Consider the following 13,574-nt stretch of genomic DNA (forward strand, 5'->3'; position numbering starts at 1 on the left):
TTCGATAAGTGAGCATAAATGCGATAGTTTGTCCCACTGATAGGACAATCGAGCCAGACATGCAAGACCTCAATGACTTGTACTACTTCGCCAAAGTCGTCGAAGCCGGCGGTTTCGCGGCGGCCGGGCGATTGCTGGGCATTCCCAAGTCGCGATTGTCGCGGCGTATCGCCGAGCTGGAAGAGCGCCTCGGCGCCCGCCTGCTCCAACGCACTACTCGCCAATTGAAACTGACCGCGGTCGGCGAACGTTATCTGCGCCATTGCCAGGCCATGTTGCTGGAGGCCGAGATGGCTGACGAAGCGGTGGCAAGCATGTCCAGCGAGCCCCGTGGGCGCCTGCGGGTTTCGAGCCCGGTCGGGCTGGCCCACCAGTTCCTGCCGGTGGTGATCGAGACCTTCCTGGCGAAATACCCTTTGGTGCAACTGGATATGACCCTGCTCAACCGGCGGGTGGACTTGATCAGCGAAGGCATCGATGTGGCGTTGCGCGTGCGTGACCTGGGAGACGAAGACCCGCTGCTGATGACCCGGCGCCTGCGCCAGGCACGGCTGATGCTGGTTGCCAGCCCAGCCTTTGTCGAAGGACGGCGGATCGAAACCCCGGACGATCTCAAGCCATTGCCAGTGCTGGGAGCCCTTGAAGCGGATCGCCTGGTGCACCTGCGCCTGGTCAAGACCAACGGGGAAAGTGTCGAACTGGCCCTGGAGGCCCGCCTGGGCATCGACGACTTTGTCGTACGCCGTGCCTGCACCCTTGCCGGCTTGGGTTTTACCTTACTGCCAAGTATGTATTGCGAGCAGGAATTGCAAGACGGCACACTGGTGGAATTATTGCCTGGATGGTCGCTACCCGATGGCTGGCTGCAGGCGGTCTACCCGCATCGACGTGGCATGCTGCCGGCGGTGCGCGCATGGATCGACCATCTGGTAGAAGCGTTCGAAGGCTGTGGAGATAGAAAGATATGAGCTTGAGCGAAGAGGATGTCGCGCAATTTTGCCTGGGCTTGCCCGGTGCTCGGGAAGACTACAAATGGGGCGGCGTGCGGGTGTTCTCCATCGCCGGAAACAAGATGTTCGCTCTCCAAGGCCTGCGCAGCGATTCGTTGGCGTTCAAGGTCGACAAGGATCTGTTCCTCGGTCATTGCGACCGCCCGGGCATTCATCCGGCGCCCTACCTGGCGCGGGCCCAGTGGATCATCATGCACCTGCCCTACCCGCTGGGCGCCGACGAGCTGCAAGGCCTGCTGCAACGCTCTCACCAATTGGTGGTCAGCAAATTGCCCAAGCGCACCCAGGTCGGGTTGCTGCTCTAGAACAACGCCAGCAGGCGCCCGAGGAACAACTGGTCGATCCAGAACACTTGGTGCAGCAGGACGATGAACCAGAACACCACCTGGAACGACACCTTGCGGGTTTTGTGGCGAAACACCTGCTGGGCCAGCAATGCCCCCGGCCAACCGCCCGCCAGTTCCACGGCATGCAGCACATTCTCGGGGATGCGCCAGGCGTCGGCACGGGCCTTGCGCTTGTCACTCCAGTAGAGCAGAAACGCCACCAGACTGACGAGCCCATAGGCTGTCATCGGCACCCAGGACACGGCTCGCAATCCGAGCATGAGCGAACCGAACAACGGCAAGGCACACAGCAGCGCAAACACGATCAACTTGAGCCGCAGGTTCTGCACGGCACCGTCGGCAGTGTGCGCGGAGCGTTTGCGGGCACCGAAATCGTTCATGGCCGGGCTGCCGCCCAGTCCACCCAACCGAATTGCCAGGTTGCCAGGATCAACAGGCCGAACGCGATCCGATACCAGGCGAACACCGCGTAGCTGTGACTGGCGATAAAGCGCAGCAGGCCCTTGACCGCAATCATGGCGAAGATGAACGCGGTGACGAAACCGATGGCGAACACCGGGAAATCCGCCGGAACGAACAGTTCGCGGTACTTATAGCCCGAATAGACGGCTGCCCCGACCATGGTCGGCATCGCCAGGAAGAACGAAAACTCGGTCGCGGTCTTGCGTGACAGCCCGAACAGCAACCCACCGATGATCGTTGCGCCCGAACGGGAAGTCCCGGGAATCATCGCAATGCACTGGGCCAGGCCGACCTTCAGCGCATCCTTCCAACTGATCTCATCCACCGTTTCGGCATGCACTTGATGCTGGCGCTTCTCGGCCCAGAGCATCACCAAGCCACCCAACACCAGCGCCATCGCCACCGTGACCGGGTTGAACAGGTACTCGTGGATCAGATCAGCAAACAGCACGCCCAGCACCACGGCGGGCAGGAAAGCGATCAGCAGGTTGGCGGTAAACCGGCGAGCGCTGGGTTGCGTCGGCAAGCCCAGCACCACGTCGAAGATCTTGCGCCGAAACTCCCACACCACCGCCAGGATCGCGCCAAGCTGGATAATGATGTTGAACGCCATAGAGCGCTCGCCGCCGAACTCTAGCAAGTCAGCGACAATGATCTGGTGCCCCGTGCTGGAAATCGGCAGGAACTCCGTCAAGCCTTCTACCACGCCAAGAATCAGTGCCGAAAAGGCGGTCCACAAATCCATTCATCCCCCAAAAGACTATGCTTGCGCAGGTCTCATCAAATTTTAAGCGGTATGCGAGTGAAAACAGCGGGTGCACGGTGACTGCGATTTTTCAAAAAAACCAATGAAAAAATCAGGACAGGCTCAGGTTTTGCGCTGCGGGGCCGAAATCCTATCAGACAAGCCCTGATAACGCTGCCGCGTTATGACTCAGGTCAATGATGGATAGCTGCCAGGCGCTACAGTGCCGGCCGTCGTTATGACAAGAATAAGAAACCGGAGTGACAGCGTATGAATAGCTTGCGCAGTGTGTCGATCAGCCGACGCTTGTGGCTCATCCTGATCGTGGCCATCGTGATGTTGTTCACCTTGGGCGCGTTGATGCTTATACAGATCCATAGCGACCTCTACCAAGCCAAAGTGCAGAAAACCCAGCATGTGGTGCAGACCGCCAGCGGCGTGCTGAGCTATTACCATGGCCTGGAAACTGCCGGCACCCTGACCCGCGACGCCGCGCAAAAGCAGGCCCTCAGCGCCGTGCGTGGCCTGCGCTATAACGAGACTGATTATTTCTGGATCAACGACCTGACGCCCGTCATGGTCATGCACCCGGCCAACCCGAAACTCGAAGGCCAGAACCTCTCGGCGATCCGCGACCCGAACGGTTATGCGCTGTTCAATGAGATGGTTGCCATCGCCAAGTCCAAGGGCGCCGGCATGATCAACTACCTCTGGCCGAAACCGGGGGCCGAGGCGCCGGTGGGCAAGACTTCCTACGTCAAACTGTTCGAGCCGTGGGGTTGGATCATCGGTTCGGGCGTGTATGTTGATGACGTGCAAGCCGAATTCCAGTCCCAGGTGATCAAAGCCACCGTGATCGGACTGGTGATCACCCTGCTCATGGGCCTGCTGCTGACCTTGATTGTGCGCAGCATCGTTCGCCCCCTGCAGGAAACGGTCAACGCCATGGCCAACATCGCCAGCGGCGAAAGCGACTTGACCCGCACCCTCGACACCCACGGCCAGGACGAAGTCACCCAACTGGCGCGGCACTTCAATGCCTTTACCGCCAAGCTGAGGCAAGTGGTGACCCAACTGCAAGCCTCGGCCAGCGCGCTGGGACAATCCTCCAACGAGTTGGGCAACGACGCCGCCCAGGCACAGGAGCGCAGCCAGCAGCAATCGCAACAAATGGAACTGGTGGCCACCGCGATCAACGAAGTGACCTATGGCGTGCAGGACGTGGCGAAGAACGCCGAACACGCCGCCAGCGAGATGCGTGACGCCGAATCCCAGGCCCAGCAAGGCCAGGTCAATATCGACGGCAGCCTGCAACAGATCGACCGCCTCTCCCAGACCATCGATCAGGCGGTGGAAGTGATTCGCACCCTGGCCAGCGAAAGCACCCAGATTGGCAGCGTGCTGGAGGTGATCCGCTCGATTGCCGAGCAGACCAACCTGCTGGCCCTCAACGCCGCCATCGAGGCCGCTCGCGCCGGTGAGCAAGGCCGCGGCTTTGCGGTGGTGGCTGACGAAGTACGGCTGCTGGCCCAGCGCACGCAAAAGTCCACCGCCGAAATCCAGGCAATGATCGAACGTCTGCAGAACCATTCCGAAGCGGCGGTAAAAGTCATCAGCGACAGCAGCCGAGCCTCGCAGCTCACCATCGAACAAGCCGGCCTGGCGGGCGCCAGCCTCAACGCCATCGGCCAGGCCTTGCGCAACCTCAACAGCCTGAACGCTTCCATCGCCAGCGCCACCCTGCAGCAGGCCCATGTGGTGGAAGACATCAACCAGAACGTCACCCAGGCGGCCGGCCTGTCCCACAGCACCGCCCTGGCCGCCGAACAGTCGAGCCTGGCGAGCACGCGGCTCAAGGCTCTGAGTGAGCAGTTGAACGGGTTGCTCACACAGTTCCGTGTCTAAGGATTGATGGCCCCTTTTGTGGGAGGCGAGCTTGCTCGCGATGGCGACGGTACATATCAGCACTGATACAAGCTGAGCCACCGCTATCGCGAGCAAGCTCGCTCCCGCAGGTTTTTTTTGTATTGGCCCCACACCGCAAGTCCCTTGTGGGAGCGAGCCGGCTCGCGATAGCGGCGGCACAGCCAGCATTGATATTGGAGCTGGCCACTGCATAACGTTTACAATCGCCGCCCTCTCCTATTTTCCCAAGGAACCGCCATGTCCGGGCTTGAACTGTTTGCCGCAGCCCTCGGCGTGATTGCTGTCTGGTTGACGGTCAAGCAGAACCCCTGGTGCTGGCCGATCGGCCTGGTCATGGTGTTGCTGTACAGCTGGATTTTCTTCGAAGTGAAGTTGTACTCAGACATGTTGCTGCAGGTGATCTACGCCGCGCTGCAACTCTATGGCTGGTGGCAATGGACCCGTGCCGGACAGCATCATGATGGCCGTCAGGTGACGTACCTGGGCACGCCGTCGGTGCTGCTCGGCCTGGCCATTGGTGCGGCAGGCAGTTTGATCCTGGGCGCCGCCATGGCGCACTGGACCGACGCCGCCCAGCCCTGGCTCGACGCGGCGCTTACCGGCTTCAGCCTCGTGGCCCAGTGGTGGATGGCGCAGAAACGCGTGCAATGCTGGCCCCTGTGGATCGCCCTGGACGTCATCTTCGTTGGCCTGTTCATCTACAAAGGCCTGCACCTGACCGCCGCACTCTACGCCTTGTTCACCCTGCTGGCCGTGCAAGGCTGGCGGGAATGGCGCGTCGACCCGGCCCTGCGCGCATGAAAGTGGTGGTCCTGACCGGTCCGGAATCCAGCGGCAAAAGCTGGCTGGCGGCGCAATTGCAGGCGCATTTCGGCGGTTTGCGCGTGGACGAATACGTTCGCCACTTCATGGAACAGACCCTGCGCGATACCTGCCTGGCCGACATCACTGACATCGCCACCGGCCAATTGGCCTGGGAGGACACGGCCCGCGCCCATCAGCCCGCGTTGCTGATCCTCGACACCCATCTGCTGAGCAATATCCTCTGGAGCCAGACCCTGTTCGACGACTGCCCGGACTGGCTCGAACCGGCCTTGCTGGCACGCCATTACGATTTGCACCTGCTGCTGAGCCCCGAGCAGGTCGAATGGACCGGTGACGGCCTGCGCTGCCAGCCCGATCTGACAGCGCGCCTGCGTTTCTTCGACGCGATCGAGCATTGGCTGGTCCGGCATCGGCAGCCTTTCCAAGTCATCGAAGGTAATTGGGCACAACGTCGGGACCGGGTGTTCGCAGCCGTGACCCGACTGCTCGAAGCCTGACCCCGGTCAAAATCCCTCCTTAAGGCTAGCAGCCTTGCCCCCCTCACCACGGGAATGTGTTCCGCTGCTGAAACACTTGCCCCGTGCCAAACCCTGCCCCCGTGCCGCTTCACACAATTGTCATCGTCACTGTAAGTTTTTTGAAACACCTGCCTCCAGGCCCCTGATCCAGAGCCAAGCGATAGCGCACGGCCATTAGCGGCCATTATGGCTGTCTCACGGATGAAACAGATCCACTTCGCGACCCACCCCAAAAAACCTAACCCATTGAATTCGAAGTCATTCCAAAACACGGCACAACACCTGCTCTCCCACTTCGCAACGCTGACAAGGGCCAGCCCACCGAAGAAGGAATCGATGCCGTGGGGACTTTCAAAAGAAGTTTGACTTGCCTGCTATTGATCGGCTGCGCCGCTGGCGCAACGCTCAGCCTACCGGTGCAGGCCGAGGGAAATGGCGTCATTGTGCTCAACCGTGACGTGCAGCCCGTCCACATCGGTCGCAACGGTGGCAAAGACCCCTACCCGACCACTGTCAACGCCAACCCATCCGACCGAATCAATCAGGCGATCACCAGCACCGAATTGAGTGACGGCGAGTTCGCCAGCGTTGCCAGCGGCGCCTCGATCCGCAACACCATTAACTCGAACACCGGCGTACAGGGCCTGAATGTCGTAACCAACCCCAACGGCATGCCGGGCATGAGTGCCGGCCACGGTGGCGGCAGTGGTGGCGCGATTTCCGGCACCATCAACCGCTCGCTGAGTTCCGGCCTGGCCCCACTGGGTCGGTTGGCGGGAGGTCAGTGACATGAAGCCAGCCCTGTTTCTGCTTGCCCTGCTCGGCACCTCCATCGCGTTCGCCGATCCTGGCGCGGCGGTGGTCAGCAGCGCCACCTTGCAAGATTCCGGCAGCCATTACACCGGCAACTTCAACGTCAACCAGGCGGCCGGCGACCAGACCCAGCAGACCAATACTCGGGCCATCGCCATCGGCACCAGCGCGCACGCCACCACCAACGTGCACCAACGTCTCGACACACCGGCTGACCCGTCCATGAACGCGACCGCCCGCATCGGCGGCAACTCTTTCACCAACGGCAACGGAGTACTGGGCGTCAACCAGTCCGCCGGAGCCAACAATCAGATGGCCAATGTCATGCGCGTGGGTATCAGCGCCCATCCGCAGAGCATTGACGACAGCGCCCTTTCTCAACAGAACGTGGCGTTGCTACCGAACTCAGGAGCAACTGGCACCCCAAGCGGCAGTCGCCAGGTCGTCACCAGCGACCAGGCCTTCACCGGCAGCCGAGGGGTCATCCAGGTGAACCAGAGTGCCGGGGTGGGAAACCGTATGGCCAACACCCTGAGCATCCGGGTCGCAGACTGACCCGGCGCAGCAACCATAAGAAAAGCACTGACACTTAACCAACGACACGCAAGGAGAAACACCATGAAACCTACAATGGCACTCAAACCATTGGTTTTCGCTCTCGCCGCTGTCATGGCAATGGCCGCACAGGCCGGAGGAAACGGCAACGGTAACGGGCACGGCAATGGTCATGACCACCATGACCATCAAGGGCCAACATTGGATCAACTGCTCTCCATCAATGCCGGCGCTGGGGCTACGGTGCTGGATGAGCAGAACAGCGACGGCAACGTGGTGACCAACCAGGCCACCAAAAACACTGCTGACGCCGCAGACTCGCTCAATGGCAGCAACGGCAACATGGGCGCCAATATCGCCGCTGGCGACGGCAACCAGCAAGACAACGCCGCCGCCCTGGCCACCGCCGACGAAAGCTTCATCTTCGGCTCGGCAGTTGCCGCCTCCAGCGCCACGCAAGTCAATAACAACAACTACGTTAAAAACAACTCGACCCAAAACAACGCCTCACTCACCAGTGCAGGCAACAACGGCTCCGGCAACATCGGCATCAACGTGACCGCCGGCAACTTCAACCAACAGAAAAACAACCTGGCCATCGCCGTCTCCGGAGGCCGTGTCGCACAAGCCTCTGCCTCGGCTGACCAGTCTTCCACCGGTCTTGTGGTCGACAACAAAGGCGTGCGGACCTACAAAACCGACACCCTCACCAGCACCTACAGCGCATCTGGCACGTTCAAAGCCAAAGGTACCGGTACCGCCGAGGATGATCACGGTGGCTGGGACAACAAAGGTGGCTACGGCGGTGGTCACGATGACGACAAGTTCAAGTTCTCCGCCGTGGGTACGTTTGAACTGGCCGGCAGCAACACCCAGCAGGTGCTGACGCCCGATGGCTGGAAAAACCCTGTGATCAACAACGCCACGATGCACAACTCCATGAACGGCTTCTCCGGTAACGGCGGCGCCAACGTATCGGCAGGCGTGGGCAACCAGCAAAGCAACTCGCTGTCCATCGCAGCCGGCTGCAAAGCCTGCATGTAAGCGCGTATGAAAGAAGCCCCGGAAACGGGGCTTTTTTTTCCAGGTTTCCATAAGGCGTACTCATCATGCGTATGACTGCCCTTTCCCTGCTCCTGTGCTTTGCTTGCGTAGCTGAAGCGGCGCAGATGCCAGTCGCAGCCCTGCCTGGCGGCATGCTGGTCTATAAGCCGGTGCAAAGCGTACGCGAACGCAAGTTCAGCGACATCGTCGAGCAGAAAACCGATTTCAGCTGCGGCGCTGCCGCACTGGCCACGGTGTTGCGCCAGGCCTATTGGCTTGACGTCGATGAAGAGCATGTCATCAAGGGCATGTTGACCAATGCCGACCAGAACCTGGTTCGCACCCAAGGGTTTTCCATGCTGGACATGAAACGCTATGTGGAAACCATCGGCATGCGCGCCCGGGGCTACCGGATACCGCCTGAGAAACTCGAAGCGGTGACGATTCCGGTGGTGGTCCTGATGGAAATACGCGGCTACAAGCACTTCGTGGTGTTGCAACGGGCCGACAAGCAATGGGTCTACATCGGCGACCCGGTGCTGGGGCACAAACGCTACACCCATGATGATTTCGTCAAAGGCTGGAACGGCATCGTCTTTGCCATCGTCGGCCCGGGTTATGACAAGACCAATGCATTGCGCAGCCCTCCGCAACCGCTGACGGCGCGTAACAAGCTGGACGGCTTCAACCCGGTCAAGGATGCAGAACTGATGGATTTCGGCTTCATACAGAGCGACTTTTTCTAATCGCCGACAACTGCCAAAGAAAAAAGGAGCAGGACGCTCCGGGAGCAACACATGAAAACTTCACACTGGCTGTCGCTGGCCTGCCTGGCCGCGACTGCCTCGGGCTATGCCCATGCCGGATTCAAACCCATCGAGGTCAAGGACCAGGAGCTTGCCGAGCTACGTGGTCGTTATGTCATGCCCGGCCGAGTCATCAGCTTCGGCATCGTCATGAGCAGTACCTGGCGCAACGCCAGCGGCGACCTGATCGGCGCCAGCAGTTCCATGCAGATCCAGGCCGCTACCGTCAAACCCGAGTTCTACGTCTCGACCATCAAGCAGACCGGCAACGGCAGCGCGCCGGAACAGGGCAACGGCAATATTACCGGTGGCGCAGGCCTTGGCAGCAGCCAGGGCGTGACCCAGAGCGTACGCGCCGCCGGCGACGGTAACACCGCCTACAACAATGTCACCATCAACGTGAAGGAGAGCAGCCAGGCACCCGCATTGACGCCCTCCCAAGGCCAATTGCTGACCAAGGGCCAGACCATCAGCGGCAGCAACGCCGCCGGCAGTGTCGCGGTCACCGCCACCGGCAGCGGCGTGCAAATGGCGATCCAGGCCAGCCACAATCAGGGCAGCACCCTGCAACAAGTGGCCCAGGGCGGCTTGCTGCAAAACACCCGTCTGTTGGGCAACAGCAACCTGGTCAACAACATGACGCAGCTCAACGTGGTGCTGAACAATAACGGCCCCAGTGCTGGGGCGCTGGACTGCAACCTGACCCAACTACGCGGCCTTCGTAACCTCGGTTATTGAACTACGCTGTTTTGCGACCATTGGGCAATTAGGGACGGCATATTTCATGTATCGATCCGTATCGTTGCGCGCTGTGATGTGTTTAAGCACGTTGTTCCCGGCAACCGTGTTGCAAGCGGCACCGGACGCGGACATCGAGGCCCTGAAACAGGAACTTCTTGAGCTCAAGCAGCGATACGAGGTCCAGCAAAAAGCCCTGGCGGTGCTCGAACAGCGGGTTCGCCAGGTGGAGGATCAACCCGCCGCCCCACCGCCCAAGCGCCTGGTCAAATCCCCGGCCGACATGAAAGGCAGCCAGACCGTGGCCGGCAGCGGTGCGCCAACGACCGGCGGCAGCGGCTACGGACAGTCCCTGGCGGATGACTCCCAACCGGCCCAGAGCGTCTCCAACCTCTATGACGAGGCCAGTGGCTTCTTTGGCGGCGGCAAATTCAGCTTCGAAACCGGCGTGACCTATTCGCGCTACGACACACGACAACTGATCCTCAACGGCTTCCTGGCCCTGGATTCGATTTTCCTGGGCAACATCAACCTCGACCGAATCAAGGCCGACACTTGGACGCTGGACCTCACCGGTCGCTATAACTTCGATAATCGCTGGCAGTTCGACCTCAACGTGCCGGTGATCTACCGCGAATCCACGTACCAATCGGGCGGCGCCAACAATGGAGCCGCCGGCGTCACCAGCGAAGAAACCGTCACCCGCGACCCCACCATCGGTGACGTCAACTTCGGCATCGCCTACAAGTTCATGGATGAATCGATCGACACCCCGGACGCGGTGGTTACCCTGCGCGTCAAGGCGCCAACGGGCAAGGATCCGTTCGGCATCAAGCTGCGCCAATCCCAGGCCAACACCAACCTGTTCGTGCCTGAAGACCTGCCTACTGGCAACGGCGTCTGGTCGATCACGCCCGGGCTCTCGTTGGTCAAGACCTTCGACCCGGCGGTGCTGTTCGGCACCCTGTCCTACACCCACAATTTCGAAGAGTCGTTCGACGACATCAGCTCAACCGTCAACCAGAAGGTACCGGGCAAGGTACGCATCGGCGACAGCTTCCAGCTTGGCGCGGGCATCGCCTTTGCCTTGAACGAAAAAATGAGTATGTCGTTCTCGGTTTCTGACCTCATACAAAAGAAAAGCAAGCTCAAGCAGGACGGCGGGGATTGGGAGTCGGTGGTATCCAGCGACGCCAATGCCGGCTACTTCAACATCGGCATGACCGTGGCGGCCAGCGACAACCTGACCATCGTGCCCAACCTGTCCATCGGGCTGACCGACGACGCGCCGGATTTCACCTTTAGCCTGAAGTTTCCGTATTACTTCTAGCGTCATCCCCTGCTCGCGATGGCGGCGGCACTTCCCACATTTATGCAGGCAGGTCCACCGCTATCGCGAGCAAGCTCGCTCCCACAGGGGTTTTGGGGGACTGAACATCCAGGTTCACCGCTATTCTCCTTGTGGGAGCGAGCTTGCTCGCGATAGCGGTGTGTCAGTCCCAGCAAAAATGACTGATCCACCGCTACCCGAGCAAGCCCGCTCCCACAGGGGTTTTGGGGGACTGAACATCCAGGTTCACCGCTATTCTCCTTGTGGGAGCGAGCTTGCTCGCGATAGCGGTGTGTCAGTCCCAGCAAAAATGACTGATCCACCGCTACCCGAGCAAGCCCGCCACAAGGGGTTTTGTGTTGGCAGCCCTAGCGGATCTGATGCTTGTGCAGCAACCGATAGAAAGTCGGCCGGGACACGCCCAGCACCCTGGCCGCCACGCTCAGGTTGTCGCTGTGGCGGTTGAGCACGTCGCTCAGCGCCTGACGTTCGGCGCGGGTCTTGTAGTCCTCCAGGGTGCCCATGGGTGCAACAACACCGTGGTGACTGGCCAGGCCCAGGTCCCGGGCTTCGATCTGCCGTCCCTCGGCCAGTACCAGCCCGCGGCGGACACGGTTGGCCAGTTCCCGCACATTACCCGGCCAATCATGCATGCCCATCGCCACCAGCGCATCCTCGCTGAAGCTGCGGGGCCGGCGGCCGGTTTCCTGGCTGTAGAAATGGGAAAAGTGACTGGCTAGCATCGCCAGGTCACCATGACGTTCACGCAGCGGCGCCATCACCACCTGCAATACGTTCAAGCGGTAGTACAGATCCTCACGAAAACGCTTGTGCTCGATGGCTGCCTCCAGATCGACGTGGGTGGCCGCCAAGACCCGCACATCGACCGCAATCGGCTGGCTGCCCCCGACCCGCTCAATATGCTTCTCCTGCAAAAAGCGCAACAGGTTGGCCTGTAATTCCAACGGCAGGTCGCCGATTTCATCCAGAAACAATGTGCCGCCGTGGGCCGCCTCGATCCGCCCGATCTTGCGTTGATGAGCGCCCGTGAAGGCACCTTTTTCATGACCGAACAACTCAGACTGGATCAGGTGCTCCGGGATGGCCCCGCAGTTAATGGCGATGAAGGGTTTATTGCGGCGGTGAGACTGAAAATGCAGGGTGCGCGCCACCAGTTCCTTGCCGGTGCCGCTCTCGCCACGAATCAACACGGGCGATTCGGCAGGCGCCAGTTTGCTCAACAACTTACGCAGTTCGCGGATCGGCTTGCTGTCGCCGAGCAATTCATGTTCGGGCTGATCGATGTGAATCGAGCCCTGCCCTCGCAGGCGCGCCATGCCAAATGCCCGTCCCAGCGTCACCTGAACCCGGGAGACGTCGAACGGCAAGGTATGAAAGTCGAAAAACCACTCGCAGACAAAATCACCCACATTTTGTAAGCGCAGGACTTCCTGGCTGAGCACAGCGATCCACTCGGTGCCGCTGCGACTGATCAACTCCTTGACCGCTTCCGGACGGTCCAGGTGAAAAGGCTGCAAACGCAAAAGCCCCACGTCACAGGTTCGGTCGGCGGCATGCTCGAGAGAGCAACTGTCGACGTCCCAGCCAATGGTACGCAGGCCAGGCAACAGGCGATGACAGTCATCGCAGGGATCAACCACGAGCAGACGACGCGACGTACTGGCTTCGATCATGACTGATCCTTGGCGCCAAAATTAAGAAATATGAGTAGAAACAGTCGTTTGGCGAACCTGCATGTAACAGTAGCAAGAAGTTGACACGCCCTTGTATCAATTGATTATCGACATCGCTACAAAACGGTTATAAGCAAGCCTTTGATAAGTTGCCGGTGCGTTAAATCTTTCATCCAGCTTTCAAACAAAAGCCCACGGGCCTTGTCTGAAAGAAAGTCGAAATTTATTTGAAGATTGTGTGACCTGTCCCCCTATTGCGGACATCAGTACAAGTAACCAGCCGCACGGTACGCCCAACCGACGGCAGATCATTTGATTGGGCACACTTAAGAGAAAATGCCATGAACGCCCCGCTCCGTATCAACGAAGCTCTTTTGATTGCCGACCGCGCATTCCGTCCTTTCCAATGCGTGGCCTGGGCTCCCCAAGACGGTAACGGCGAACTGAGCCTGACCGTCATCGACCGCACCAATACTCATATTGGCCGCACTCAGATTCCAAGCAGCGCTTATACCGACCCCGCCCAACTGGCCAACCTGTTGAAACAGGCCCGTGCTGAATTGAGCCAGGAAGGTTACAAACTGCAATCCTGGTCCATGCCTGAATAACGCGCTCATAGAGACGGTTATTGATTAAAGACTCGGCAGTGGGTCGAAAAGCCATCGTTATGGCACGAATCGCCCTTATATCTATAGTGCCTGACAGTTGTGCACTGTCACGTTCAGGGATTGAATGTTGCCCTCATGCAGTCGTCTCGCCCT

At 59.9% G+C, this 13,574-nt stretch carries 15 protein-coding genes; 12 read left to right on the forward strand and 3 right to left on the reverse strand.

The genetic code is table 11. The features are described from left to right. Positions 1–59: 59 nt before the first annotated feature. A complete protein-coding gene (locus J9870_RS15955) occupies positions 60–968 on the forward strand; it encodes a LysR substrate-binding domain-containing protein (protein ID WP_210638973.1) in 909 nt (302 codons plus the stop codon). Continuing rightward, complete coding sequence (locus J9870_RS15960; protein ID WP_210638974.1) at positions 965–1,315, forward strand: MmcQ/YjbR family DNA-binding protein; 351 nt, start codon at positions 965–967, stop codon at positions 1,313–1,315. Before J9870_RS15955 ends, J9870_RS15960 begins: the two co-directional genes overlap by 4 nt. Here J9870_RS15960 and J9870_RS15965 read toward each other — a convergent pair. Beyond that, positions 1,312–1,737 (reverse strand): DUF1294 domain-containing protein, encoded by a 426-nt coding sequence (locus tag J9870_RS15965; RefSeq protein WP_210638975.1) that lies wholly within the window; start codon positions 1,735–1,737, stop codon positions 1,312–1,314. The two genes, J9870_RS15960 and J9870_RS15965, sit on opposite strands and share 4 nt — an antisense overlap. Beyond that, positions 1,734–2,564 (reverse strand): undecaprenyl-diphosphate phosphatase, encoded by an 831-nt coding sequence (locus J9870_RS15970; RefSeq protein WP_210638976.1) that lies wholly within the window; start codon positions 2,562–2,564, stop codon positions 1,734–1,736. Before J9870_RS15970 ends, J9870_RS15965 begins: the two co-directional genes overlap by 4 nt. Positions 2,565–2,834: 270 nt before the next feature. On the opposite strand from J9870_RS15970, the gene J9870_RS15975 reads away from it, so the two are divergent. The 9 genes from J9870_RS15975 (at position 2,835) to J9870_RS16015 (ending at position 11,119) form a co-directional block, all read left to right on the forward strand. Further along, a complete protein-coding gene (locus tag J9870_RS15975; protein WP_210638977.1) occupies positions 2,835–4,469 on the forward strand; it encodes a methyl-accepting chemotaxis protein in 1,635 nt (544 codons plus the stop codon). 258 nt (positions 4,470–4,727) lie between these two features. Next, entirely contained in the window at positions 4,728–5,291 is a 564-nt protein-coding gene (gene pnuC, locus J9870_RS15980) for a nicotinamide riboside transporter PnuC (RefSeq protein ID WP_210638978.1), read from the forward strand. Further along, positions 5,288–5,812 carry an AAA family ATPase gene (locus tag J9870_RS15985; RefSeq protein WP_210645297.1) on the forward strand — a complete coding sequence of 175 codons (525 nt, stop codon included), beginning with the start codon at positions 5,288–5,290 and terminating at the stop codon, positions 5,810–5,812. The genes pnuC and J9870_RS15985 overlap by 4 nt, the downstream gene beginning before the upstream one ends. Positions 5,813–6,174: 362 nt before the next feature. After that, positions 6,175–6,621, forward strand: a complete 447-nt coding sequence (locus tag J9870_RS15990; RefSeq protein ID WP_210638979.1) for a hypothetical protein — start codon at positions 6,175–6,177, stop codon at positions 6,619–6,621. A gap of 1 nt (position 6,622) precedes the next feature. After that, the gene (locus J9870_RS15995; protein WP_210638980.1) at positions 6,623–7,201 is read left to right on the forward strand and encodes an adhesin; all 579 of its coding nucleotides are present in this window, start codon (positions 6,623–6,625) and stop codon (positions 7,199–7,201) included. Between the two features lie 63 nt (positions 7,202–7,264). Beyond that, complete coding sequence (locus tag J9870_RS16000) at positions 7,265–8,245, forward strand: heme utilization protein (RefSeq protein ID WP_210638981.1); 981 nt, start codon at positions 7,265–7,267, stop codon at positions 8,243–8,245. A 65-nt stretch (positions 8,246–8,310) separates the two neighbouring features. Next, positions 8,311–8,991, forward strand: coding sequence for a C39 family peptidase (locus tag J9870_RS16005; RefSeq protein WP_210638982.1), 681 nt, complete (start codon positions 8,311–8,313; stop codon positions 8,989–8,991). A 51-nt stretch (positions 8,992–9,042) separates the two neighbouring features. Further along, entirely contained in the window at positions 9,043–9,789 is a 747-nt protein-coding gene (locus tag J9870_RS16010; protein WP_210638983.1) for a hypothetical protein, read from the forward strand. A gap of 46 nt (positions 9,790–9,835) precedes the next feature. Continuing rightward, positions 9,836–11,119 carry a hypothetical protein gene (locus J9870_RS16015; RefSeq protein WP_210638984.1) on the forward strand — a complete coding sequence of 428 codons (1,284 nt, stop codon included), beginning with the start codon at positions 9,836–9,838 and terminating at the stop codon, positions 11,117–11,119. Between the two features lie 368 nt (positions 11,120–11,487). On the opposite strand, the gene J9870_RS16020 is transcribed toward J9870_RS16015, so the two are convergent. After that, positions 11,488–12,813: a sigma-54 dependent transcriptional regulator gene (locus tag J9870_RS16020; RefSeq protein ID WP_210638985.1), complete on the reverse strand. Its 1,326-nt coding sequence runs from the start codon at positions 12,811–12,813 to the stop codon at positions 11,488–11,490. A 341-nt stretch (positions 12,814–13,154) separates the two neighbouring features. On the opposite strand from J9870_RS16020, the gene J9870_RS16025 reads away from it, so the two are divergent. Next, positions 13,155–13,421 carry a hypothetical protein gene (locus J9870_RS16025; RefSeq protein ID WP_003181216.1) on the forward strand — a complete coding sequence of 89 codons (267 nt, stop codon included), beginning with the start codon at positions 13,155–13,157 and terminating at the stop codon, positions 13,419–13,421. Positions 13,422–13,574: the final 153 nt, after the last annotated feature.

Source organism: Pseudomonas sp. Tri1, from assembly GCF_017968885.1.
In the GTDB taxonomy this organism is placed as follows: Bacteria; Pseudomonadota; Gammaproteobacteria; order Pseudomonadales; family Pseudomonadaceae; genus Aquipseudomonas.

Bases quoted from the DNA above. Each gene is read 5' to 3' on its own strand.
- J9870_RS15985 (WP_210645297.1), top strand. From the start codon at position 5,288: ATGAAAGTGGTGGTCCTGACCGGTCCGGAATCCAGCGGCAAAAGCTGG.
- J9870_RS16020 (WP_210638985.1), bottom strand. From the start codon at position 12,813: ATGATCGAAGCCAGTACGTCGCGTCGTCTGCTCGTGGTTGATCCCTGC.
- J9870_RS15970 (WP_210638976.1), bottom strand. From the start codon at position 2,564: ATGGATTTGTGGACCGCCTTTTCGGCACTGATTCTTGGCGTGGTAGAA.
- J9870_RS15975 (WP_210638977.1), top strand. From the start codon at position 2,835: ATGAATAGCTTGCGCAGTGTGTCGATCAGCCGACGCTTGTGGCTCATC.
- J9870_RS15995 (WP_210638980.1), top strand. From the start codon at position 6,623: ATGAAGCCAGCCCTGTTTCTGCTTGCCCTGCTCGGCACCTCCATCGCG.
- J9870_RS16010 (WP_210638983.1), top strand. From the start codon at position 9,043: ATGAAAACTTCACACTGGCTGTCGCTGGCCTGCCTGGCCGCGACTGCC.
- J9870_RS15955 (WP_210638973.1), top strand. From the start codon at position 60: ATGCAAGACCTCAATGACTTGTACTACTTCGCCAAAGTCGTCGAAGCC.
- J9870_RS15960 (WP_210638974.1), top strand. From the start codon at position 965: ATGAGCTTGAGCGAAGAGGATGTCGCGCAATTTTGCCTGGGCTTGCCC.
- J9870_RS16000 (WP_210638981.1), top strand. From the start codon at position 7,265: ATGAAACCTACAATGGCACTCAAACCATTGGTTTTCGCTCTCGCCGCT.
- pnuC (WP_210638978.1), top strand. From the start codon at position 4,728: ATGTCCGGGCTTGAACTGTTTGCCGCAGCCCTCGGCGTGATTGCTGTC.
- J9870_RS16005 (WP_210638982.1), top strand. From the start codon at position 8,311: ATGCGTATGACTGCCCTTTCCCTGCTCCTGTGCTTTGCTTGCGTAGCT.
- J9870_RS15965 (WP_210638975.1), bottom strand. From the start codon at position 1,737: ATGAACGATTTCGGTGCCCGCAAACGCTCCGCGCACACTGCCGACGGT.
- J9870_RS16015 (WP_210638984.1), top strand. From the start codon at position 9,836: ATGTATCGATCCGTATCGTTGCGCGCTGTGATGTGTTTAAGCACGTTG.
- J9870_RS16025 (WP_003181216.1), top strand. From the start codon at position 13,155: ATGAACGCCCCGCTCCGTATCAACGAAGCTCTTTTGATTGCCGACCGC.